Annotated in this window: 24 protein-coding genes; 15 read left to right on the top strand and 9 right to left on the bottom strand. The window is 56.0% G+C overall.

Features of this window, described 5'->3' with window-relative positions; all coding sequences use genetic code 11:
• Nucleotides 1–31: 31 nt before the first annotated feature.
• The 3 genes from J1C54_RS13650 to J1C54_RS13640 all read left to right on the top strand — a co-directional run bounded on the left by J1C54_RS13650 (nucleotide 32) and on the right by J1C54_RS13640 (nucleotide 2,755).
• A complete protein-coding gene (locus J1C54_RS13650; protein WP_229148876.1) occupies nucleotides 32–1,447 on the top strand; it encodes an amidase in 1,416 nt (471 codons plus the stop codon).
• 46 nt (nucleotides 1,448–1,493) lie between these two features.
• Nucleotides 1,494–2,375: a bile acid:sodium symporter family protein gene (locus J1C54_RS13645; RefSeq protein WP_229148874.1), complete on the top strand. Its 882-nt coding sequence runs from the start codon at nucleotides 1,494–1,496 to the stop codon at nucleotides 2,373–2,375.
• 119 nt (nucleotides 2,376–2,494) lie between these two features.
• On the top strand, nucleotides 2,495–2,755 hold the full coding sequence (locus tag J1C54_RS13640) for a hypothetical protein (protein ID WP_229148872.1): 261 nt from the start codon (nucleotides 2,495–2,497) through the stop codon (nucleotides 2,753–2,755).
• Here J1C54_RS13640 and egtD read toward each other — a convergent pair.
• From egtD to hemJ, 6 genes are all read right to left on the bottom strand, one after another.
• Nucleotides 2,752–3,732: an L-histidine N(alpha)-methyltransferase gene (gene egtD / locus J1C54_RS13635; protein ID WP_229148869.1), complete on the bottom strand. Its 981-nt coding sequence runs from the start codon at nucleotides 3,730–3,732 to the stop codon at nucleotides 2,752–2,754. The two genes, J1C54_RS13640 and egtD, sit on opposite strands and share 4 nt — an antisense overlap.
• A complete protein-coding gene (gene egtB, locus J1C54_RS13630) occupies nucleotides 3,729–5,015 on the bottom strand; it encodes an ergothioneine biosynthesis protein EgtB (protein WP_229148867.1) in 1,287 nt (428 codons plus the stop codon). Before egtB ends, egtD begins: the two co-directional genes overlap by 4 nt.
• A 118-nt stretch (nucleotides 5,016–5,133) precedes the next feature.
• Nucleotides 5,134–6,420: a glutamate-1-semialdehyde 2,1-aminomutase gene (hemL, locus tag J1C54_RS13625; protein WP_229148864.1), complete on the bottom strand. Its 1,287-nt coding sequence runs from the start codon at nucleotides 6,418–6,420 to the stop codon at nucleotides 5,134–5,136.
• Between the two features lie 2 nt (nucleotides 6,421–6,422).
• Nucleotides 6,423–7,043: a thiamine phosphate synthase gene (thiE, locus tag J1C54_RS13620; RefSeq protein WP_229148861.1), complete on the bottom strand. Its 621-nt coding sequence runs from the start codon at nucleotides 7,041–7,043 to the stop codon at nucleotides 6,423–6,425.
• Nucleotides 7,036–7,797: a hydroxymethylpyrimidine/phosphomethylpyrimidine kinase gene (locus J1C54_RS13615; protein ID WP_229148859.1), complete on the bottom strand. Its 762-nt coding sequence runs from the start codon at nucleotides 7,795–7,797 to the stop codon at nucleotides 7,036–7,038. The genes thiE and J1C54_RS13615 overlap by 8 nt, the downstream gene beginning before the upstream one ends.
• 23 nt (nucleotides 7,798–7,820) lie before the next feature.
• Entirely contained in the window at nucleotides 7,821–8,243 is a 423-nt protein-coding gene (hemJ, locus tag J1C54_RS13610; RefSeq protein WP_229148856.1) for a protoporphyrinogen oxidase HemJ, read from the bottom strand.
• 177 nt (nucleotides 8,244–8,420) lie between these two features.
• Here hemJ and argC point away from each other — a divergent pair, with 177 nt between their 5' ends.
• The 10 genes from argC to J1C54_RS13560 all read left to right on the top strand — a co-directional run bounded on the left by argC (nucleotide 8,421) and on the right by J1C54_RS13560 (nucleotide 16,359).
• A complete protein-coding gene (argC, locus tag J1C54_RS13605; protein ID WP_229148853.1) occupies nucleotides 8,421–9,479 on the top strand; it encodes an N-acetyl-gamma-glutamyl-phosphate reductase in 1,059 nt (352 codons plus the stop codon).
• 2 nt (nucleotides 9,480–9,481) lie between these two features.
• On the top strand, nucleotides 9,482–10,237 hold the full coding sequence (locus tag J1C54_RS13600; protein WP_229148850.1) for a DUF6776 family protein: 756 nt from the start codon (nucleotides 9,482–9,484) through the stop codon (nucleotides 10,235–10,237).
• Nucleotides 10,221–10,646 carry a polymer-forming cytoskeletal protein gene (locus J1C54_RS13595; RefSeq protein ID WP_229148848.1) on the top strand — a complete coding sequence of 142 codons (426 nt, stop codon included), beginning with the start codon at nucleotides 10,221–10,223 and terminating at the stop codon, nucleotides 10,644–10,646. Before J1C54_RS13600 ends, J1C54_RS13595 begins: the two co-directional genes overlap by 17 nt.
• Nucleotides 10,647–10,714: 68 nt before the next feature.
• Nucleotides 10,715–11,053 carry an iron-sulfur cluster insertion protein ErpA gene (gene erpA / locus J1C54_RS13590; protein ID WP_229148846.1) on the top strand — a complete coding sequence of 113 codons (339 nt, stop codon included), beginning with the start codon at nucleotides 10,715–10,717 and terminating at the stop codon, nucleotides 11,051–11,053.
• An 84-nt stretch (nucleotides 11,054–11,137) separates the two neighbouring features.
• A complete protein-coding gene (locus J1C54_RS13585; protein WP_229148843.1) occupies nucleotides 11,138–12,316 on the top strand; it encodes a hydroxymethylglutaryl-CoA reductase in 1,179 nt (392 codons plus the stop codon).
• Between the two features lie 26 nt (nucleotides 12,317–12,342).
• On the top strand, nucleotides 12,343–13,830 hold the full coding sequence (locus J1C54_RS13580; RefSeq protein WP_229148841.1) for a hypothetical protein: 1,488 nt from the start codon (nucleotides 12,343–12,345) through the stop codon (nucleotides 13,828–13,830).
• A 19-nt stretch (nucleotides 13,831–13,849) separates the two neighbouring features.
• Nucleotides 13,850–14,539: a pseudouridine synthase gene (locus tag J1C54_RS13575; RefSeq protein ID WP_229148839.1), complete on the top strand. Its 690-nt coding sequence runs from the start codon at nucleotides 13,850–13,852 to the stop codon at nucleotides 14,537–14,539.
• A 110-nt stretch (nucleotides 14,540–14,649) separates the two neighbouring features.
• Nucleotides 14,650–15,156, top strand: a complete 507-nt coding sequence (gene msrB, locus J1C54_RS13570; protein WP_370635666.1) for a peptide-methionine (R)-S-oxide reductase MsrB — start codon at nucleotides 14,650–14,652, stop codon at nucleotides 15,154–15,156.
• Nucleotides 15,157–15,160: 4 nt separating this feature from the next.
• Entirely contained in the window at nucleotides 15,161–15,757 is a 597-nt protein-coding gene (gene msrA, locus J1C54_RS13565) for a peptide-methionine (S)-S-oxide reductase MsrA (protein WP_229148836.1), read from the top strand.
• 65 nt (nucleotides 15,758–15,822) lie between these two features.
• Nucleotides 15,823–16,359 (top strand): phosphatase PAP2 family protein, encoded by a 537-nt coding sequence (locus tag J1C54_RS13560; RefSeq protein WP_229148834.1) that lies wholly within the window; start codon nucleotides 15,823–15,825, stop codon nucleotides 16,357–16,359.
• Between the two features lie 43 nt (nucleotides 16,360–16,402).
• Here the strand turns inward: J1C54_RS13560 and J1C54_RS13555 are convergent, their stop codons facing one another.
• Nucleotides 16,403–17,938 carry an NAD(P)/FAD-dependent oxidoreductase gene (locus J1C54_RS13555; RefSeq protein WP_229148833.1) on the bottom strand — a complete coding sequence of 512 codons (1,536 nt, stop codon included), beginning with the start codon at nucleotides 17,936–17,938 and terminating at the stop codon, nucleotides 16,403–16,405.
• A 147-nt stretch (nucleotides 17,939–18,085) separates the two neighbouring features.
• Between J1C54_RS13555 and J1C54_RS13550 the strand changes: the two genes are divergently transcribed.
• Nucleotides 18,086–19,108, top strand: coding sequence for an AraC family transcriptional regulator (locus J1C54_RS13550; protein WP_229148832.1), 1,023 nt, complete (start codon nucleotides 18,086–18,088; stop codon nucleotides 19,106–19,108).
• Here the strand turns inward: J1C54_RS13550 and J1C54_RS13545 are convergent.
• Complete coding sequence (locus J1C54_RS13545; protein ID WP_229148831.1) at nucleotides 19,096–20,151, bottom strand: anhydro-N-acetylmuramic acid kinase; 1,056 nt, start codon at nucleotides 20,149–20,151, stop codon at nucleotides 19,096–19,098. The two genes, J1C54_RS13550 and J1C54_RS13545, sit on opposite strands and share 13 nt — an antisense overlap.
• Nucleotides 20,152–20,170: 19 nt before the next feature.
• Nucleotides 20,171–21,499, bottom strand: a complete 1,329-nt coding sequence (locus tag J1C54_RS13540) for a peptidoglycan DD-metalloendopeptidase family protein (protein ID WP_229148829.1) — start codon at nucleotides 21,497–21,499, stop codon at nucleotides 20,171–20,173.
• Between the two features lie 153 nt (nucleotides 21,500–21,652).
• Between J1C54_RS13540 and tyrS the strand changes: the two genes are divergently transcribed.
• Nucleotides 21,653–22,855: a tyrosine--tRNA ligase gene (tyrS, locus tag J1C54_RS13535; RefSeq protein WP_229148826.1), complete on the top strand. Its 1,203-nt coding sequence runs from the start codon at nucleotides 21,653–21,655 to the stop codon at nucleotides 22,853–22,855.
• The last annotated feature ends 212 nt before the right edge of the window (nucleotides 22,856–23,067 follow it).

Below are 23,067 nucleotides of genomic sequence, written 5' to 3'. Positions count from 1 at the left end.
TTGCACTATCGTACAAACTGCGAGGCCAGTCATGAGTGACAACCGAATCCATGCTTTCAGCGATGATCTGCTGGCGGACTTTGATGCAGTGGCATTGGCGGATATGGTCCGTCGTGGCGAAGTCAGCCCTCTGGAGCTGGCGGAAGCGGCCATCGCCCGGGTTGAAAAGGTCAACGGTGCTCTGAATGCGGTGCAGATTGCCGATTATGATCAGGCAAGACAGCACGCAGCCTCGGTGGAGCGTGGTTCGGGCGTATTTGCCGGCGTACCTACTTTTATTAAGGACAATACCGACATCGCGGGTATGCCGACTCGGCATGGTTCCCGAGCAGTCCCTGCGATCCCTGCGCTGAAGCATGGCGCCTTTGCCAAGCAGTATCTGGCTCAAGGTTTCACGTTGCTTGGCAAAACTACTCTGCCCGAGTTCGGTTTTAACGGCACCACCGAATATGAAGGCAACGCGCCGACCCGTAATCCATGGCACACGGATCACTCCTGTGGCGGAAGCTCTGGTGGCTCCGCGGCGTTAGTGGCGGCTGGAGCTGTGCCGATTGCCCATGCCAATGATGGCGGTGGATCTATTCGCATACCGGCAGCCTGCTGCGGCCTGATCGGGCTTAAGTCCACCCGGGGCCGTTTTGTGACCAATGAGATGTCAAAGACCTTGCCGGTCAACGTGGTCTGCGACGGTGTGGTGACCCGCTCGGTGCGGGATACCGCCCATTTCTTTGCCGGTGCTGAACAGTACTGGCAGAACCGCAAGCTACCGCAAGTGGGTCTGGTGGAAGGAGCGGGCAAGAAGCGCCTGAAAGTGGGTCTGGTCATGGATTCACTTACTGCACAGACCTGCCCGGAAACCCGAGTAACGGTGGAGCAAACCGTGGCTTTGCTCGAGAGTCTGGGCCACCGCGTTGAAATCATGCCGTTGCCGGTGAAGCCTTCATTCGTCGATGATTTCTCCGACTACTGGGGTTTTCTTGCTTTTATGGCTAGTCGCTTTGGCCAGCACAGTTTTGGCAAGGGCTTTGATGCCGAGCAGCTTGATGGTCTCAGCAAAGGTCTGGCGGAGCGTTTCCGTAAGCGCGGTTGGCGACTGCCGTTAGTGTTGGTGCGGTTGCAGCGGACGTGGCAGCAGTATGAAAAGGCCATGCAGAATTATGATGTGGTTTTGTCACCCGTACTCGCTCATGTTACCCCGGAGATTGGTTATATCAGCCCAGAAGTGCCGTTTGATGAGCTATTCGAGAGGCTGATGGGCTACGTAAGTTTTACGCCAATGAACAATGCCAGTGGCAGCCCGGCAATTTCTTTGCCAATGGGGCAGTCTGAGAAAGGTCTGCCGATTGCTGTACAGTTCTCGTCAGCCCATGGCGCAGAGCGTACATTGCTGGAATTGGCGTTTGAAATAGAGCAGGCCAAGCCATGGCAGCGCATCGTGTCAGTGTAAGATGGCGTCTGGCATAAAGTGATAATAAAAGTATCGGGGTGCAGGCATGCAGGGTGGTTTAGTTGATATAGGTCTACCGGCAGCGCTGTTTCTGATCATGATCGGCATGGGTCTGACACTGACGCCGAAAGATTTTCGTGAAGTTCTGATTGCCCCTAAGGCAACTTTTTTCGGTTTGTTGGCGCAGGTGCTTATCGTGCCGCTGGCAGCGTTCGGGTTGGCTTGGGTGATGCAGCTTGACCCGCTGCTGGCCGTGGGCCTGGTCATTATTGCCGCCTGTCCGGGGGGGACCACCTCAAATATCTTTACCTATCTTGGAGGTGGAGATGTGGCCCTGTCGGTGGTGCTTACTGTGCTTGCCAGTCTTGCCGCAATCGTCACCTTGCCGTTGTTTGCCGGCTTGGCCCTGGATCTGTTCCAGGATGCCAGCGTTGCCATCCAGTTACCGGTTGGGCGAACGATCGTCTCACTAATCGTGATCGTGATCGTTCCATTGATTATCGGCATGACATTGCGCAAATGGGCTCCGGTTTTTGCCGCCAGAGCAGAGCGCTTTGTCGGTGCGTTTGGGATGACCGTTCTGGTGCTGGTGATCGTGGCGATTCTGTTGTCACTCGGCGACCGCGTCGTGACGCTGGCGCGTGACGGGACTTATATTGCGGTGGCTCTTAACATTATCGGGATTGCTATTGGCCTTGGTGGTGGTCGCCTAATTGGCCTGGATCTGAAGCAGTCATTTACCATCGCCGTGGAGCTTGGTCTGAAGAACGCTACGCTTGGTCTTATGATTACCCTGACACTGTTGCATTCAAATGAGATGTCGGTGCCCAGTGCGGTATATGGTGTGGTGATGTTTTTTCTCGGCGGGCTGCTGGTTATGTTTAGCCGGAAAATGGGCTTGGTACGCCCCGCCATCGCCGACAGCTGAGTGCAGATAGATATCTGCCCCCTCGATATCTCCATATCGGATGAGATTACTTTGACAGCATTGTCTGAGTAAACGGATTGGTCGTACTCTGATTAACCCATTGTCGTCGAGACCAGCTGATGCGTTGTCCCTACATGGAGCGGTGCCAAAGCCCTAAGGAGCAGGGTACCGGACCAGTCTATCAGCGTCGTTTTTGCCTTCAGGATTGCACTGGCTGCGCCAGGTTCCGGCTTGCTGGCAGTTGGCCAGTGGAAGAGATTCCTCTTTGGCTCCGTCCAACCATGATGGTGCATGCAGACTGGCTTCTTGAGCAGTGGCACAAGGGCGCGCGCAAAATCCCGGCCAGCATGCCAAAGATGATTCCTCTGGTTCTGGTTTAGGTTTCGCCTGAGGTTAGTAGAAAAACGGCAAACAAGTCCTCGGCATCTCGCCAGCAATTTCGTACTTTGAGATCTGCTGCAGCAGCCAGTGCAGTGAAGCTCTCCTGCGAATACTTGCAGGAAATTTCCGTATGGATACGCTCCCCGGTGGAAAAATAAATCGCCTCTCCGGCCGCAGTCACAGTTTGCTCAGTCTGGCTTTCCAGATACATTTCGATGCGATGGCAATCGCTGTTGTAGAAGGCGACATGACTAAACTGCAACGGTTCAAAGTCGGCCGGCAGAATTCGGTTCAGATGGTGGAGTGTGTTGCGGTTAAAGCGCGCTGTCACACCGGCGCTGTCATTGTAAGCGCGATTCAGGGTGGCGCTGTCTTTGTGCAGATCAACGCCGATCAGCAGGGTGCCCCCGTCACCGACAAGCCGTTTAGCATGGCGCAGGAAGCTGGTGGCTTGCAGGGGAGAGAAATTACCCAGTGTAGAGCCCGGGTAAAAAAGCGTTCTTGGTCCAGCGGGCAGCCCCTGGGGCAGCGATGGCATGGCTGCAAAGTCGGCGCGTAGCGCGGCGATGTGCAGCCATGGAAACTGGCGTTGTAGTCCGGCGGCAGAGCGTTGTAGAAAATCGCCGGCGATATCCATTGGCACATAGGCGGTGGGCTTGAGTGCATCCAGTAGCAGCCGTACTTTTTCGCAGCTGCCTGCGCCTGGTTCCATTAGTACCGTGCCGGTACCAATGGCTGCGGCCATGTCCATTGCATGCTCAGTGAGAATGTGTCGTTCTGTGCGGGTCGGGTAATACTCGGGCTGACGCGTAATCTCTTCAAATAGTGTTGAGCCGGTATCGTCATAAAAATACTTTGGGCTAATCCGCTTTCGCTCTTCGCGCAGGCCAGCAAGAATTTCTGCCCGACTATTGCTACTTGCTGGGCCAAGATCCTGATATTGAAAAGTGGCCTGCTTGTGTTGGCTATGGCTCATATGCTGTCTCCATCCCTGGCCAGTCGCAGGCCGCTGAATTGCCAGCGATCCGGCGGGTAGAAAAAGTTGCGGTAGCTTGGTCTAAGCTGCTCGGGGTCACTGACGCAGGAACCGCCACGCAATACCAGCTGGTTACACATAAATTTGCCGTTGTACTCTCCCAGGGCGCCCGCCGCCGCTCGATAGCCCGGGTATGGCGCATAACTGGAGGCGGTCCACTCCCAGACGCTGCCGAACATCTGTGACAGTGGCGTGGCATCTGCCCTTCCCGGCTGCAGCAATCCGGTGCCGGACAGAAAATGACCCTGCACGGGCAATGACTGCGCTGCCAGCTCCCACTCTGCTTCATCAGGCAGGCGGGCCCCAAGCCAACGGGCTATGGCATCTGCCTCATAGGCACTGAGGTGCACGGCTGTGTCAGCCGGATTAAGCGGTGCTAGGCCATGCAGGGTGAACACCTTCCAGTGATCGTCATGTTGCTGCCAGTAAAGTGGGTGTTGCCACTGCTCTTGCTGAACCTTGGCCCAGCCATCAGCTAGCCAAAGTGATGGAGTGCGATAACCGCCGTCATGAATAAAGGCCAGTACTTCGGCGTTACACACTGGCCGTGAGGCGAGCTCAAATGGTGCAAGGAAGCGCTTGTGTACAGGGGTCTCATTATCAAAAACAAAGCCGTTATGAGCGTCGTTGCCCATGCTGATCAGTCCTGCGCTGAAAGTTTCCCAGCGAATGGCGTCAGCAGACTCTACAGAAGGCATCAACCCCTCATGGTGGCGGTATTGCGGTGCCAGTGGGTTGCACGCAAGGTTGTATTTAATGTCGGTAAAAAATAGCTCCTGATGCTGATATTCATGGTGCACGCCGAGCTCGGTGCGGCGAATAATGTCCTGACGTGCAGGGTGATCAACCTGTGACAGTAGCGTTGTCATCGACTGGTCTACATGCAAACGGTAGTGGAGGACTTCATCCAGCGTTGGCCGCGACAGGAGTCCACGCTGGGCGCGCGGATACTGGCTGCCGACGCCGTTGTAGTAGGAGTTAAACAGGTACTCGAAACGGTCATGAAAGGGCTGGTAATTGCGCAGATACGGCTTCAGCAGAAAAGTTTCGAAGAACCAGGCGGTATGAGCAAGATGCCATTTTGCCGGACTGGTCTCCGGCATGGCCTGAAGATTACAGTCTTCAGGATGCAGTGGCGCGCAGTAGTCCACAGAACGCTGCCGCACCGAGTTGAATCGCTGCAGCAGACTTTGACTGATATCAGGGGGCAGAGAGGTGGTCACGGCCGCGCTCTTTCCTTCCGTGGTGGAGGGTGCCGCCTCAGTGCTTCAGCGGCTGCCTTGTTATAGCGTCACCGTGCCGTTAATTAATGGTCAGGTCAACGTTGCTGGCGCCTCTTCTTCACAGGGCGCGAAATGCTTCCCGTGCTCGCTCCAGCGTATCATCAATTACCGCATCGGTATGGGTGATTGAGACAAAGCCGGCCTCAAATGCACTGGGTGCCAGATAGACACCACGATCAAGCATGGCATGGAAAAATTTCTTGAAACGTTCCTGATCACAGCCCATGACATCGTTGAGAGAGGCAATTCGGGTCTGGTCGGTAAAGAACAGTCCGAACATTCCGCCGACCTGATTGGTGGTCATGGCAATGCCTTTTTCCCGCGCCATGGTTTCCAGTCCTTGAGTCAGACGTGCGGTGAGGCGGCCAAGCTCGTCGAAGAAGCCCGGCGCACTGATCTGCTTCAGGGTAGCCATACCAGCGGCCATCGCTACCGGGTTGCCGGACAGGGTGCCGGCCTGATACACCGGGCCGAGCGGGGCAAGATGTTCCATAATCTCGCGCTTGCCGCCGAAAGCGCCAACCGGCATGCCGCCGCCAATGACCTTGCCAAGCGTGGTCAGATCGGGAGTGATGTTGTAGACCGACTGGGCTCCGCCCAGAGCGACACGGAATCCAGTCATAACTTCGTCAAAGATCAGCACCGCGCCATGCTCATCGCAGCATTTTCGCAGCGTGTGCAGAAAGTTATTCATAGGCGGCACGCAGTTCATGTTGCCAGCCACTGGCTCGACGATCACGCAGGCAATCTGGTCGCCCATCTTGGCAAAGGTTTCTTCCACCTGAGCCGCATTGTTGTATTCCAGTGTCAGGGTGTGTTCCGCCAGTGCCGCCGGCACCCCGGGGGAGCTCGGCACGCCGAGGGTCAGAGCGCCGGAGCCGGCTTTAACCAGTAGTGAGTCGGCGTGGCCATGGTAGCAGCCCTCGAACTTGATCAAGGTGTCGCGGCCGGTGTAACCGCGGGCCAGACGGATGGCGCTCATGGTCGCTTCGGTGCCTGAGCTGACCATGCGCACCATGTCCATTGACGGCAGTAGCTCGCAGACCAGATCGGCCATTTCCACCTCTGCAGCGGTGGGCGCGCCGAAGCTAAGGCCATTACGCGCGGCGTCAATCACAGCGGCCAATACCTGAGCATTGCCGTGGCCGAGAATCATGGGCCCCCATGAGCCGATATAGTCGATGTAGCGGTTATCGTCTTCATCAAACAGGTAAGGGCCTTCAGCGCGATGGAAAAATACCGGCTGACCGCCGACGCCGCGAAAGGCTCGCACTGGTGAGTTGACGCCGCCGGGGATGTGCAGCTGCGCCTTGCGAAACAGGTCTTCGGAATGAATGCGACTCATGGCTACTCCTTCACAGAAAACAGATTGGCGAACAGGCGGGCCTGGCCCTCGATGTCCGCCGCAGAAAACAGGCTGTGTATTACCGCCACGGCATCGGCGCCGGCAGCAATCAGGGCGGACGCATTATCCGGGGTGATGCCGCCAATGGCCACCTTGGGCAGGGGCAGGGGAGTGGAGAGTACAGCCGGATTTGCTGCCGGCGCTCCCGGTTTGCTGTGCGACGGATAGAAGCGGCCGAAGGCAACGTAGTCGGCGCCCGCTCGTGCTGCAGCTATGGCCAGATCAGGATCGTTATGGCAGGTAACGCCGATAATAGCATCCGGCCCCAGCAGTTGGCGGGCACGTTGGACGGCACCATCGGACTGGCCGATATGCACGCCGCTGGCGCCGATGTCAGCAGCCAGTTGAGGGTCATCATTGATCAACAGCAGGGCGTCATGGTCGCGGCACAGCTCGCGCAGGCTGATGGCTCGCTTTCGGCGCTCTGCATTGGTGGCCGGTTTGTCGCGGTATTGCAGCAGCCGGACGCCTCCATTCAGGGCGGCTTGGCAAGCCACCAGCAGACGCTCAGGTGGAATCAGCGCCGGGTCGGTAATGGCGTAAAGGCCGCGGATTTTAGCCACGACGGTCCGGGATCAGTTGCCCTCTGCCTGCTTGCCAGGCGTTCTGTAGGGCCCGGTATACGTAGCCTTGGGAGTCAGTGAGTGCTTGCTCTAATGGCAGGCCTCTGGCTATAAGCGCAGCGCAGGCGGACGCCAGAGTACAGCCAGAGCCGTGGAAGCTGCCGGCCAGTCTTGGCCAGGACCAGTCGCGCACCTGATTCTCGCTGAACAGATGATTAAGCACAGCGTCGGTATCGTCATGGGTGCCGGTAATCAGCACGTTCGGACAGCCGTGCCGAAGCAAAGTCTCGCCGGCGCCAACAACGCCGCTGGCCCCTGCCAGTCGCTCCGCTTCCGGCAGGTTGGGGGTGGCCAGCATGGCTCGAGGGAATAGCTCGCCGAGTAACGCTTCTGGTACCGACTGCTCGCCGAGACTGCCCCCTGCTTCCGCTGCCAGCACTGGATCGAGTATCACCGGCACGCCAGGCAGTTGGTCGAGTAGCCGGGCGATAAAGCGAATGATGGCTGGACTGCCAGTCATACCGATTTTGACGGCGCTGAACTGCATGTCCTCCAGCAGCGTTTCCGCCTGACGCTCAAGCAGGTTCAGGTCGACCAGCTCAAAGCCCCGCACATTCTGGCTGTTCTGTATGGTCAGCCCGGTAATTAGAGTGGCGGCCAGACCGCCAAGGCTATGGATCGCTTCAATATCTGCATGGATGCCAGCGCCTCCGGAAGGATCGTGCCCGGCAATGACGAGAATGTTCGGTTTCATGGTGTGATCCTGTAGCAGTGCCCTTAGAAGGGTTTCACCACGGCGAGGCAGACCACGGCAATCAGGATGACCACCGGAGCCTCATTGAACCAGCGGTAGAAAACATGACTCTTGGTGTTAGCATCTCGCTCGAACTTCTTCATATATGCCAGACACACGTGGTGATAACCGATTAGCAGGAACACCAGTGTCAGCTTGGCATGCATCCAGCCGCTCTTCATCAGGCCCGGATTTAAGTAGAGCAGCCAGAAGCCAAACACCAGTACCGCGATCATCGACGGTGTCATGATGCCGCGATAGAGCTTTCTCTCCATTATCTTGAAGCGGTCGCGGCTGATCTGATCCTCTGACAGCGCGTGGTACACAAACAGGCGCGGCAGGTAAAACAGGGCGGCAAACCAGGTCACCACAGAGATCAGGTGCAGGGCTTGGATCCACAGGTACATAAGATCTCTCCGTAAAAGGGGCGCCATCATAGCAAAGGCGCTGGGGCGCGGCGTGATCGCGCTGAAAAAAGGTCTATACCGGGCAACAGACATCACATCTGCGCTACTGCGCGGTTGCCCGGCAGGCGGCAGCTTCCTATTATGCCTGCCTTCATAATGTTTTCTGGAGAGCAGTAAATGACTTCGGCGTCGTCCCGGTTGCGGATCGGTATTGTAGGTGGCACTGGATATACCGGCGTTGAGTTGCTGCGTCTGCTTGCCGCACACCCTCAGGCGGAGGTGGTGGCAATTACTTCTCGCTCTGAAGACGGCGTGGCCGTAGCGGATATGTTCCCAAGCCTGCGTGGACACTACGACCTGCGCTTTTCCGTGCCGGATGTGAAGTTGCTGGCCAGCTGTGACGTGGTGTTCTTTGCTACCCCGCACAACGTGGCCATGCGCATGATGCCGGAACTGCTGGCTGAAAATGTCCGGGTGGTTGATCTGTCTGCGGATTTCCGCATTCGCGATGCGGCGCTGTGGAGTGACTGGTATGGCGAGCCACATACCTGCCCCGAGCTGCTGGCAGAGGCAGTCTATGGTCTACCAGAGATACACCGGGAGAAAATTCGCACGGCCCGGCTGGTTGCTTGTGCCGGTTGCTATCCGACCTCGGTACAGCTTGGTTTGCTGCCGCTATTGGAAAACGGCTGGACTGACAACACTCGGCTGATCTCGAATAGTGCTTCCGGAATCAGTGGCGCAGGGCGTCAGGCCAAGATCCCCATGCTCATGGCCGAGGCCAGCGACAACTTCAAGGCCTATGGTGTTGCTGGGCATCGTCATCTGCCAGAGATAGAGCAGGGCCTTGGTGATATCGCCGGTTCACCAGTGAATATTACTTTTGTGCCGCATCTGCTGCCGATGATTCGTGGGATTCATTCCACCCTATACGCTCCGGTGACGGATACAACGCCTTCGCTTGACGAGATACAGGCGGCCTATGAGTCCCGCTATGTGAACGAGCGCTTTGTAGATGTTATGCCAGCTGGCAGCCATCCGGAGACTCGTTTTGTTAAAGGGGCAAACCACTGCCGGATTGCCATACACCGGCCGCAAGGGCGCGATATGCTGGTGATTCTGTCGGTGATCGATAACCTGACCAAGGGCGCCGCAGGTCAGGCGGTGCAGAACATGAATATCATGTTCAACCTGCCGGAGACCGCCGGTCTCGACGGCGCTGCGTTGTTGCCCTGATCATGGCCAGAAAGCGCTCGGCAAGCCTGATGGAAGACATGGTGCTGGTACCGTTGGACCGCCGGCGTCGCCGTCGGGTGCGTGTCTACGGTTCCCTGTTCGTTATTCTGGTGATCATCGCTGCCTTTATTGCAGGTCAGATTACCGCCCGGGAAAACACCAGCCGTCTGGAGCGCGACCGCAGTCGTCTAACTGATCAGGTTCGCGTGCTGGACAGTGCTTTGCAGTCCGCTCGTAACGAGTTGGCGCTGCATCGTACCGGTACCGAGGTGTCGCAGCAGGCGCAGGAACAGGTGCGTAGCGAAATCCGCGATCTGCGTGGTCAATTGGCTGAACTTGAGGAGGCCGTGGCCTTCTATAAGAACGTTATGGCACCCGGCTCCGTTGAACAGGGGTTGCGCATCGAGAAATTTGACCTTGCTCCCGCTGCTACGGCGGGGGAGTTTGCCTTCAGGCTGGTGCTTACGCAGGTCGGGGATAACCGCAACAATGTGGCCGGTGATGTGTTGTTGAAGCTATCCGGCATGCAGGCTGAAGAGCAGGTGCAGCTCAGTGGTAGTGACATTCTTGTCGAAGGCAGTGAAACAAGGTTCCGTTTCCGCTACTTTCAAGAGCTGACTGGTAGATTGCGCTTGCCTGAGGGCTTGCAGCCGGAGCAGATTACCGTTGAGGCAATCAATGGTGCCCGACGTAACCAGAAAACCGAAAAAACCTATATGTGGCAGTTACAGGAGAGAAGCGGTGCTTGGGCGGGATAAAAAACAGTCAAAAGAGAATTACAGCAACCATACCCTGATTGCGCCAAGCGCCCGCATCTGCGGTGATGTGGAGTTTACCGGGGGCCTGCATGTGCTGGGTACTATTACCGGCAATATCAGCGTCGGAGCCGAAGGGGGCCGACTGGTAATTGGCGAAAGTGGCCGGGTGCAGGGTGAGATTCGAGTTCCCAAAATTGTCGTCAATGGTAAGGTCGAGGGAGATATACACGCTTCCGAGCACCTGGAGCTTGCCGAAAAGGCCGTGATTGAAGGCAATGTCTACTACAACATGATTGAAATGGTCATGGGTGCTCAGGTTGACGGCAAGTTGGTCAGGCAGAATGAGCGCAAGCATCTGCCTCACCCGGATCAGGTGGGTAATGGCGACAAGGGCAAAGAGGGTAAATAGGGCTAATACTTGACTGTTTTTGTCGGGTATTACACCATGTGCAGCCTGCCTCCAACTTGATTGTTGCCATGAGTGACTCTGCCGCCATTGCATTTACCGACCGTGCTGCCGCCAAGGTGCGCGAATTACGTGAAGAAGAGGGTAATCAAGCCCTCAAGCTTAGGGTGTATATAACCGGCGGCGGCTGCTCCGGCTTTTCCTACGGATTCACCTTCGACGAACGCGTTAACGAAGACGACACCATTGTAGATAATGGTGACGTCACGTTGTTGGTTGATGCCATGAGCATTCAATATCTGTCGGGCTCTGAAGTGGATTATGAGCAGGGCCTTATGGGCAGTCGTTTTGTGGTTCAGAACCCGAACGCTACATCCACCTGCGGCTGCGGCTCTTCCTTCTCTATCTGATTGATTTGTCAGTTGCACGGGCGCGTTGTGCCGGCCGTGCCATCGTGCTATCCATAGCGCTCCTTTTTTCCTGCGGAGCCAGCGGTGTCTGATAACAAAAAAATCCCTCGTCACGCTGATAATGATTACAGCGTTGAAATGGCTGCCAGTCGGCGCGTATTTATTACCGGCAAGACCGGTGCAAAACTCGATCATGTTGGCAGCTTTTCCTTTGACCCTGCATTACTGCCGGGGAATATTGAAAATTTTTCTGGCGTCGCCCAAGTCCCTCTCGGTTTTGCAGGGCCATTAAAAGTCTGCGGAGAGCACGCTAATGGGGAGTTCTATATTCCCATGGCAACCACCGAGGGCACCTTGCTGGCCAGCTACAATCGCGGCATGCGCATCGCCAGCGCTGCAGGTGGAATTACAGCCACAGTGATAGACGATTGCATGCAGCGAGCGCCGCTCTTTGTTTTTGATAATGCCCGCTCGGCGCGAGATTTCGGCCTATGGGTGGAGAGCGAATTCCCGGCCATTGCCGCGGTGGCGGAACAGACTACTAGTAGTGGAAAGCTGCGCGATATCCAGCAGTTCTCACAGAGTAAAATGCGCTGGTTGCGTTTTAATTTTACCACTGGAGATGCGGCCGGTCAGAACATGGTTAGTAAGGCGACTCACCACGCCTGTCAGTGGATATTGCAGCAGAAGCCCGCCGGGCTTGAGCATTTCACTTTGGCAGCCAACTTTGATACGGACAAGAAGCACTCTGCCGTCAACGCAATGCATAGTCGCGGCAAGCGTGTTGTGGCAGAGGTAACCCTTCCCGCTGAAATGGTAACAAGCGTGCTGCACACAAGCAGTCAGGCAATGCACTATCAGCGCCAGCTTTCGAATATGGGAGCGATGTTGGCGGGTTCGGTAAATAACGGTTCCCATTTCGCCAATGGCATTACTGCCATGTTTATCGCTTGCGGACAGGATGTGGCTAACGTGGCAGAGGCTTCTGCCGGGATGGTGTACAGCGAGTTGAAGGACAACGGAGATTATTACTTTTCCATCACCATTCCTGCGTTGATAGTAGCAACATATGGTGGTGGTACCGGGTTGCCGACTCAGCGTGAGAGCCTTGAAGTGCTTGGCTGTTATGGTTCCGGAAAGGTTAACAAATTGGCAGAAATTATCGCTGCAGTAGTGCTCTGCGGTGAGCTGTCGCTGGGTGCGGCGATTGTTGCCGATGAGTGGGTGTCAAGTCATGACAAGTATGGTCGCAACCGGCCATAAAGGAATGATCATCAGGGAGGGTGGCTATGAGTCAGGAGACACTGAATACAAATACCAGCCAGTGGTCGCTGGCAATCCATCGAGTCACACAAAGCACGGCGGAAATATGGGTGGGGACCCTGTTCCCGTTTATGAAGATGCCGGAGCACGCAAGAGTGGTGATCCGCGACACAGATGGTCAGGAGACCGAGTATTTTCTGAACCGTGGTGATTGGCAGCGGCCGTTTCGGCAAATGAATCAGCGTTTTTTTGCGCTAGTCACCGTGACTGACCTATTACCGGGAGTGCAGTATCAGGTGCGTTTTGAGAGGCGTATCGAAGCGCTTGCCGATATTCGGCCAGAACCCCTTTGGCAATGCCTGCGCGATGGCGAGTTCGGCACCTTGCCGGACTCACTTCCTGATAAGGAGGATGCGCCCTTCATTATCGGCCTTGGAAGCTGCTTCTATAATCACCGCGATGGAGGTCACGCAGCAGCGGCATACAAGGCCATTTATGAGGCTGGCGGCAATGCCAGCCCGGACATTACTTTCCTCAGCGGTGATCAGGTGTATCTGGATATCGGCTTTGACTCGCTGTCCCTGATTGCGAAGGAAATTCGAGAGCGTATCGCTATGGATTATGCCGTCCATTGGCAAGCACTAGGCAGCATCCTGACCCGTGGTGGCACCTGGATGCTGCCGGATGATCATGAGTACTGGAACGATTATCCATTTTACGATTCTCTGCTGCCCACCCTGCTGCCACTGAAGTTGTCGCCGGTGCGCCGAGCATGGTCTCGTGGCTCCCGTGATGGTGTCAGTAATATCCAGCGCAGCGCTATCGTTGAAACTTTTTCCATTGGCAATGAGCTATCATTCTGCGTTGCCGATCTGCGTTCATATCGGCGTGGCAAGCGGTTTCTGCCGGATCAGCCATTTGCTCGGCTATGCGACTGGGCACGAAACCTTCGGTGCCCGGGTGTACTGCTGGTTTCCCAGCCGTTGATTGTCGGTGACCAGTCGCTGGAACGTAATTTGCGTAGCTTTCCAGAGCAGTATGCAGCCTTGCTGGCGGCACTGGGCAGCAGTGGTCATGATGTGGTGCTGCTGAGTGGTGATGTGCACTTCGGCCGGATTGCTTCGGTGTCATTGGGTGCTCAAGGGGGTAAGCTGGTTGAGATTATCTCATCACCATTATCAAACCTGACCGGTTTAAATGGTGTTGCCACCGCCACCCCGGAGCTCAAACCGAAAGCCTTTCCCGACAAAGCCACTGCAGCACAGCTGGGGTGGCCGGTCACTGAGGTGGACTACCGGAATGGTGGCTGGACGGTGTCGACTCGTCCGGGGTTTCTGCTATCTGCCTATCCAAAGGCTCGTACGCGAGAGCATTTTATGACCGTTGGTTTTCGCCGCGATGGTCTGGGCGGTGTCAGTCTTGAGGCGAACGCCTGGAGGGTGCGCGAGCGGTCAGGGCCCAACAATATGCCGGTGGCAGATTTTCCTCAGCCGTTTATTACCGGTTTGCACTGAGCCGGTCTGGAATGCAGCCATGAGACTTGATTTCTATATTGCCCATGCTACGGGCCTGTCACGCCGCGAGGTAAAGGTACTAATCGGCCGTGGCGAGGTCAGCGTCGATGGTGATCTTAGACCGAGAGCAAGTCTGCAGCTTCACAGTGGTCAACAGGTGCGTTGTCGTGGTGAGCTGCTGAGCTTGCCGGGGCACCGTTACCTGATGCTGCACAAGCCGGCCGGTATGGTTAGTTCAACTTCCGACCGAGATGGGGCATCGGTACTACAATTGCTGCCTGCCGAGTTGCGTCGGGATCTGCATATTGTCGGCCGCCTTGATGTCGACACAACCGGCTTGCTATTGCTGAGCTCGGACGGTCAGTGGTCGCATCGAATCACTGCTCCCAAATCCTCATGCAGCAAGGTTTATCATGTCCGCACAGCACGGCCGCTCACCGGGCAGATGATTGAGCAGTTATGCAATGGCGTTGTGCTGCGAGGAGAGGCTCGGCCGACGCTGCCGGCACAGGTGGAAAGGCTTGATGCCTGCTCCCTGCGGCTAACCATTGATGAAGGTCGTTACCACCAGATTAAGCGGATGCTGGCCGCAGTGGGTAATCATGTCGAGGCTCTTCATCGTGAAAGAATCGGGCCATTGCCGCTTGATCCAGCGCTGCTGGCGGGTGATTACCGGGCTCTCACGGACCAGGAGGTAGCGCTGTTTTGACCGGCCCGTAACAAATCCCCTTGTCAGGCATCAACTAGACAGTAGGTCAGGCTTGATGGGTTCCTCACAGCCTGTGCGGTTCACTGCAATGCATGTTAAGGAGACAAGCCATGCAGCGACGTCGTTTTCTTCAAAGTGCCCTGTTGCTAGGCGTAACCAGTGGCCTTCCTGCCATGCTAGCCCATGGTGCCTCGCCAGTACGAAAGCTTGATGCTCCTGCCGACAGCTGGCGCGGCAAGGTTTCTGATGAAGCCTGGCAGGTACTGTTTCGTGAGGCTACAGAACGCGCTGGCAGCAGTCCCCTGAATGATGAAAAGCGGGAGGGCACTTTTGTATGTGCGGCCTGTTATTTGCCGTTGTTCTCTAGCGAGCACAAGTATGAAAGCGGTACCGGCTGGCCAAGCTTCACTCGACCGATTGAGGATGGAAACATCGGCACCAAGCGTGATTTCAAGTTGATTATTCCGCGCACCGAATATCACTGCGCCCGCTGCGGCGGCCATCAGGGGCACGTGTTTAACGATGGTCCGCCGCCGCGGGGCGAGCGATGGTGTAACAATGGTGTGGCACTGCGCTTTGTTTTCAAGGGTGAGGCTTTGCCCGCGCTGAGAGGATAAATCGATGAAATATTTCCTTGCTGTGCTGATGTTGCTACCAACATGGCTGGTGGCTGCGGAGCCCGCTGTCAAGGAGGGCGTGGCTATATTCGCTGGTGGCTGCTTCTGGTGCACGGAGGCTGATTTCGACAAGGTTTCGGGCGTCATTTCAACGACGTCGGGCTATATCGGCGGAGATATTGAGCGCCCGACCTATGAGCAAGTGTCTCGCGGTGGAACAGGCCATCTGGAAGCGGTTAAGGTCGTTTTTGATCCCGATAAAATCGACTATTCCGGGTTGCTGGACGCGTACTGGCCAACCGTAGACCCGGTCGATGCCGGGGGGCAATTTTGCGATCGAGGCTATCATTATCGCAGCGCAATTTTTTATGTGGATGATAATCAGCGTCAGCTGGCCGAGGAGTCCAAAAAGGCGCTGGCTTCGTCGGGTAGGTTGGCGGGAGAGATAGCGACGCTTATTCTCCCGGGTGCGAGTTTCTGGCCAGCGGAGGAGTATCATCAGAATTACGCCAAACGTAATCCGTTGCGCTACAACTACTATCGCTCCCGGTGTGGGCGTGATCAGCGTCTGGAGGAGGTCTGGAATCAACAGGCTCCCTGAGCACTGTAATCATATTGTCGTGTTGCCGTCATATTTCTTTCCCTCTGTGGGGCCAGTATGTCGGTATGAATACACAACGAGAGAAAGCATTCGATCGACTGACGGGCTATGACTTACGCGCCATGCGGTGGCTTCTGGGCCGCCCTTCCGCCGCCCGAATAGCCCGTATTGCGAGGCAGGTTTCAAGGCTTGGTGATGGTCCTTTTTATGCTGTTGTGGCCGCAATGCTATGGTACCTGGCGGTGCCCGGTGTGGCTGCATTCACGCAGTTGCTATTGTCAGCGTTCCTGATTGAGCTGCCGCTGTATCTGCTGCTGAAGAACCTGATCCGGCGGTCACGCCCGGCGGATGCGGTAGAAAGCCTGTCGGCATTTATACGCCCCTCTGATCGTTTCAGCTTTCCTTCCGGGCATACTGCTGCGGCGTTCGTTTTTGCGGTGGCAGTGACCGCATTTTTCCCAGTATGGGCGTCCTTGGTTTTTGCTCTGGCCATTGCCATCGGTCTTTCGCGAGTTCTTCTCGGGGTGCACTTCCCCAGCGACATTCTGGCCGGCGCTGTTCTTGGTAGTGGCAGCGCACTATTGGCCTTTGTGCTGATATAAAAAAGGCAGCGAAAGCTGCCTTTTAATTTATTTTCCACGGGCGTTAGGCAGGCACGGTCTGCGCTTTAGCTGCCGTGGTTGTTTGCTTGCAGCGTACGACGTTGTAGGCGCCAGGTTGCAGGCTGCGTGTTTCTACCCAGAAGCGCCAGGTAGAAGCAGGCCAGATGGTAAAGTTCTTACCGTCGGCCTGTTGGTACCAGCTCTGGCAGCCTGAAGACCAAACCGTGCCCTTGAGCTTTTCTTGTATTCTCGCGTTGAACTTTTTCTGCACTTCCGGGCGTACATCAATGTAATCGCCGCCTTTTTCCTTGAGCAGGTTGATGCAGTTAAGAATGTGTTGAACCTGACATTCAATCATAAAAATAATCGAGTTATGTCCCAGCGCGGTATTCGGGCCAACCAGTTGGTACATGTTCGGGTAGCCACTGACGGTGGTGCCGTAGTAGGCCTCTGCGCCATCCTTCCAGTCCTGACTAAGTGAGCGACCACCAAGGCCAGTGAGCTCGAAGTCCTTCATATAGATTCGTGGGTCAACGATAAACCCGGTGCCAAGAATGATGCAGTCTGCAGGACGCTCAACGCCATCACTTGTGACAATGCTATTTTCACGCACCTCCAGGATGCCATCGGTTACCAGTTCAACGTTGTCCCGATTAAAGGCCGGGTAGTATTTATTGGAAATCAGGATGCGCTTGCAGCCCAGAGTATAGTCTGGTGTTAACTTTCGGGCGGTCTCCTTGTCTTTGACCTGGAAACGAATAAAGGCCTCTGCCAGTTTTTGCAAAGTCCGTGCAATGGCAGGGTTGAAAATTGGCCAAACGCGAGACTCATTGCTCCAGTAAAGGCGTGCCCGGTGTAATTTGCGCAGTGCGGGGAATGAGGAAAAGAGCTTCTTGCTTAGTGACGAGTAAAGTCGTTCATCACGTGGAATCACCCAAGCTGGCGAGCGCTGGAAGACATACAGGTTGTTAACGTCCGGAGCGATCTCGGGGATGTACTGAACGGCGGAACCTCCGGTGCCGATGGAAACTACGTTCTTGCCTTTCAGGTTGTAATCATGATCCCAGCGAGCGGAATGAAATACTTTGCCCTGAAATTTTTCCAGCCCCCTGATCTTCGGGTACTGCGGTTCATGCAGTGGGCCTGAAGCTAATACCCAGTGGCGGGCAATTAGTGTGTCGCCAGTGGCAGTGCGGATTGTCCACTGGCCCGTACTTTCATCAAAGTTGGCGCCTACCACCTCTTGGCCAAAGCGGATATGCGGGCGCAGGCCGTATTTGTCTGTTGTGTCCAGAATGTACTTCTGGATCTCGTTCCACGGCGCATATCGCTTCGTCCAGTCCGGTTTGCCAGCGAAAGAAAACGAATACATATGTGACTGCACGTCACAGGCACAGCCCGGGTAGCTATTGTCCCGCCAAGTACCGCCGACCTCGTTGTCTTTCTCCAGAATAACGAAATTGTGGTTGCCAGACTCTTTCAGTTTTATAGCCATGCCGAGGCCGCCAAAGCCGCTGCCGACAATAACGATATCGACGATTTCGGTGGTTGTTTCCGGGATGCGGGCTTTGCTGGTCATATTCTTCTCCAATGGCATTGTTCTTGTCGGACCACTTGTTGATGGGGCCATTTTGCGGGCTTTACTGAGACGACGTATATGCTACGCTTGCGTTGGAAATTGATATTTTCGGCCACAATAGCCGGGCTATGCAGGTGGTGCCATAAGGTGAGTAAGCACTCGATTCTGGGAATGGTCTATATGCTTCAGGGCTTTCGAGCGCTAGGCGAGGATATGGACTCAGTGTTGGCCCGGTTTGGCATGGATCTCGACAGTATCGATCCAGCGGCGGAGATCGATCGCGGTCTGGAGATGCGTATTCTCACTGAGGCTGCTTTACGGATTCGTGACCCGCTGGCGGGCCTCAAAGTGGGTCAGCATTTTGCTTTGGCCGGCTATGGGCCCTTCATTATGCTGTTGATGACCTGTGACAATGCCTATCAGGCAGTCCAGGTTGGCATTCGTTATCAGGATCTGACCTTCCTTTTTGGCCGCCTCAGCTTTGAGCCTGGCGAGCACTGCAGTGCCTTGGTGCTGACTCCGCCAGCCCTGCCGGCTGCGGTGCGCCGGGTGAGAATTGATGGAGAGGTGTCGGGGACCGTTAAGTTACTGCGCGACATGCAGGCCGGGCTTGGCACCAATATCGGGCCTGAGCGGTTGGAGATGCCATATCCGATGCCGCTGGAGGCCGCAGCCTATGAGGAGCACTTTGCGTGTCCGGTGAGCTTTGCAGCGGATCAGGCGCGTATCTGGATAGCCAACGAATATCTTGCTATTCGCATGCCCACCGCTGACCCGGTTGCTCATCGTATGTATCTGGCGCAGTGCGATGCGCTGTTACAGAGCCGTAGTCAAAACGGTGATGGTTTGGCTGAGCGAGTGCGCGCTCACCTTTCGCTGTTCAGTGATTACTTCCCCGTGGCACACGAAGTGGCCGCAACATTGGGCATCTCTGAGCGTACGCTACGTCGCCAGTTGAGTGTGGATCAGACTTCCTTCCGTCAGTTATTAGACGAAGTGCTGGCAGAAAAAGCGAAGAAGCTTCTTGGCGGCGGGTCGCTGTCTGTGGACGCCGTGGCGCGCCGGCTTGGCTATGCAGAGCCGGCATCGTTTATTCGTGCCTTTCAACGCTGGACTGGCACCACGCCGGCTGCCTATAGACGCGCAACCGGCGCTGATCAGGGTAGGTAAACTGCGCCGAGAATCGCCGGGCGGCTGGCGCCGGTGACTTCTATAGCGTTGCCGGTAACGCCGTTTAATCTGGCCCAGGCCAACCAGGCAAAAGCGGCCGCTTCAACCCAATCTGCGGGCATTCCTGCGTCATCTGTCGTTGTGACCGGAACGCTCTCCATCAGGGCCTGCAGCCTGTGCATGAGTGCGCTGTTATGTGCGCCGCCCCCACACACCAGTACCTGTGCAGGACTGAAGGCGGCCAGTGCTCTGGCAATAGAAGTTGCAGTCAGTTCAAGTAGCGTGGCCTGAATATCATTATCGCGTTGCCCGTCAAGATGTTGTTCCAGCCAGGCTCCATTAAACAGCTCTCTGCCGGTACTTTTCGGAGGAGGTGCGGAGAAATAAGGCTCATCCAGCAAGCGCGCAAGTAGTTCATGCTGCACTTGCCCGCTGGTGGCCCAGGCGCCGTCACGGTCGAAAGGCATGTGTTGCCGCTTCTGTGCCCAGTAATCCATCAGCACATTGCCGGGCCCTGTGTCGAAACCATTGACGATACCGCCCATATCCAAGCAGGTGATATTTGCCATGCCACCGATATTGACGATTGCGCAGCGAGGATGTTGTCCCCACATGGCCTTATGAAAGGCTGGAACCAGAGGTGCGCCTTGACCTCCGAGAGCCATATCACGATTGCGGAAGTCGCTCACTACCGATATGCCGGTACGCACTGCTAACACGTCTGCGCTACCAATCTGTACGGTAAAACCAGCTTTTCCCGGTCGGTGGCGAATGGTCTGGCCATGGCAGCCAATGGCATGGATGTCTGCGGCGGCGACGTCTGCACCCTCAAGCAGGGCAAGAGTGGCATCTGCAAATAGACTGCCAAGAGCGATGTGAGCAGGGCCGGCCCGGTCAACTTCATTTTCGCCGGGCTGGCACAGCGCGAGAATCTCAGCGCGCAAATCTGATGGTATCGAATGGCTGTGGCTTGCCAGGAGCCGAATATCTTTTCCGCAGCGAACTAGCACGGCATCAATAGCGTCCAGACTCGTGCCGGACATCAGTCCGACATAGAGTCCATTAGCGGCTTTCGTTTGCGGCGAGAGTGTTGGCATCAGAATAGAGTGCAAGTTGGTTGCGCAGTCGGTTGGCGTGAACCAGAAAGGCCTTCCGCTCTCCTTCCGGAATGCCCTGTGCTTTGGGTAGCTTTACGGTGAGGGGGTCGCGGTGAACGCCGTTGACGAGAAACTCGTAATGCAAATGCGGTCCGCTGGCGAGCCCGGTCATCCCGACGTAGCCGATGGTTTGCCCCTGTTTGACGCGGGTTCCATTGCGCATGCCCCGGGTGAAACTGCGCATATGTGCATACAGAGTGCTGTAGGCTTGGCCGTGACGAATAATGATCACGTTGCCATATCCGCCTTTTTTGCCCACGAACTCTACCCTGCCGTCGCCTGCTGCACGGATGGGAGTGCCGCTTGGAGCTGCATAATCAACTCCGCGATGTGCGCGAATGGTATTCAGTACCGGGTGCCGCCGGTTGGGGTTGAAGCGCGAGCTGATACGTGCAAACTCCACCGGAGTGCGGATGAATTCGCGGCGCATGGAGTTGCCCAGAGCATCAAGATACTCGGTTTGGCCGTCTGCTGTTTCAAAGCGAAATGCAGTTACTTTCCGATCGCGGTTCCAGAACTCTGCCATTAGAATGTCGCCATCAGCGACTTTTTCCCCGTCCAGCAGTAGCTCTTCGTAAAGCACTCGAAAATGATCGCCGCGACGGATGTCTAGAATGAAGTCGATATCCCACGCAAAGATGTTGGCAAGCTGCATGATCAGGTTGTCGGTCATGCCGGCTTGTTGTCCGGCAAGAAACAGCGAGTCCTCAATCACTGCTTCGGCGTAACTCATTTGCCGCTGGTAATCTCGCTTGATGTGTTCTGCCTGCCACTCGCCGTTCTGCAGGACTCCTCGACGGGTTTCTACTCGGCTAATCTCTTGCTCAATGGCTTGGAGTGTACCGTATTGGTCAATATCGATACGTAAGGTCTGGCCGACGCGCAGGTTGGCAAGCTCCTTGAGGGTGGGGTCGGTAGACACCAGGGTGTGAACTTGTGCCGCTGATACGCCATTATTGCGCAGCAGATTGCCAAGGGTATCACCGCTGCGGATGGTGATTTCACGCCACTGTCGCTCGGCTGCCGTGCTGATATTGGTGTCGGAGTCCATTTCCGAGCCACCTCTTTCGGGAAGTGCCAGTTCAAAGGACTCCATCTGACTGGGTACCGAGGAGCCCGTTTCTGGTACGAGCATGGCTGCGCCCAGCAGAGCGGCAAGGGCTAGCGTCGCAGCCACATGGGCGCGAGGAAAACGGCCTAGCAAAAATATGAATGATGACAGTCGCTTAGTCATGATCCTGCAGGTTCTATTGAATTTTTCCGGATAACTGACCGAAATATATAGGAAGAACACCCGATTGGGCTAATCTTGCAGCCTTCTGTGAGCCGATGCAGATGTTACAATCGGCAACCTTTCGACCTAACCTAACAGCTGACGGGAGTATACATGTCCACGCTGGAAGATGCGCTCGCCTTGATTCGGCGTGGCACCTCAGAAATCATTCAGGAGGAAGATCTGGTCCGCAAAATGGAGAGTGGCCGGCCGCTACGTATAAAGGCAGGCTTTGATCCTACTGCGCCGGATCTCCATCTTGGCCACACGGTGTTGATCAACAAGCTGCGTCAGTTTCAGGAGCTTGGCCATGAGGTGATGTTCCTGATCGGGGACTTCACCGGCATGATCGGCGACCCTACCGGCAAGAGCGTGACGCGGCCGCCGCTCACGCGGGAAGACGTACTGGCCAACGCGGCCTCTTATCAGGAGCAGGTCTTTAAGATTCTGGATCCGTCCCGGACCCGGGTGGTGTTCAATTCTGAGTGGATGGACAAGCTGGGCGCCTCCGACATGATACGACTGGCTGGCCAGTACACCGTTGCCCGGATGTTGGAGCGAGACGACTTCAGCAAGCGCTTCCGGGGTGAGCAGCCGATTGCGATCCATGAGTTTCTCTATCCACTAGTGCAGGGCTATGACTCGGTGGCCCTGCAAGCGGATGTCGAGCTGGGCGGTACTGACCAGAAGTTCAACCTGCTCATGGGACGAACTCTGCAGAAGCATTACGGGCAGGACCCTCAGGTTTGTATAACCATGCCGATCCTTGAGGGCTTGGACGGTGTGCAGAAGATGTCAAAGTCACTGGGTAACTATATAGGTGTCAGTGATCAGCCTGGGGAAATGTACAGGAAGCTGGTTTCAATGCCGGACCAGCTGGTTTGGCGCTACTTTGAGTTGCTCAGCGCCCTTCCCATGACCGAAATCAATGAGTGGCGCCAGCGAGCGGAGCAAACTGGCGATCCCCGTGAGGCCAAGCGTCTGTTGGCGGTGGAGATGGTGACCCGCTTCCATGGGGCTGCTGCCGCAGCCCAGGCGCCAAATGCAGCGGGCAACCAGATTGCCCTTGGCGAAATTCCGGACCAGATGCCTGAGCTAGAGGTGGTGCTGGAGTCCGGGGTGGATGACCTTCCAGTGGCAGCGGTTTTGCGCATGGCCGGACTGGTAAAGAATAGCGCAGCCGCTCGGGATCTGCTGGAGCGCGGTGCTGTCTATTTGGACGGTCAGCAATGCGCCAGCGATCGGCGTCTGGCCAGAGGGCAGAGCGCAGTGCTCCAGGCGGGCAAGAAGCAGATCGCCCGAGTGCGACTGGCGTAGTGCTGACTAACTAAAAGTTTTTTAAAAAACGTTTGACAGGGAGAGTCGTCTGAGTAGAATGGCGCCTCTCTCGACGGGGGTGACCCCGCAGCTCTTTAACAATCAGGCAGACAAACGTGTGAGCTCTGATGGGGCGATATCTTCAAAAAAGATATCAGCACTATCGAGTCATTCATTGAGTGATATTGGTTTTGCTGAGCATGATTTAAGCG

Origin of the sequence: Alcanivorax sp. 1008 (assembly GCF_020667895.1) — a bacterium.
Taxonomy (GTDB): domain Bacteria; phylum Pseudomonadota; class Gammaproteobacteria; order Pseudomonadales; family Alcanivoracaceae; genus PGZG01.
Note: the sequence above shows the minus strand (reverse complement) of the source record. Positions and strands in the feature narration are given on the sequence as shown.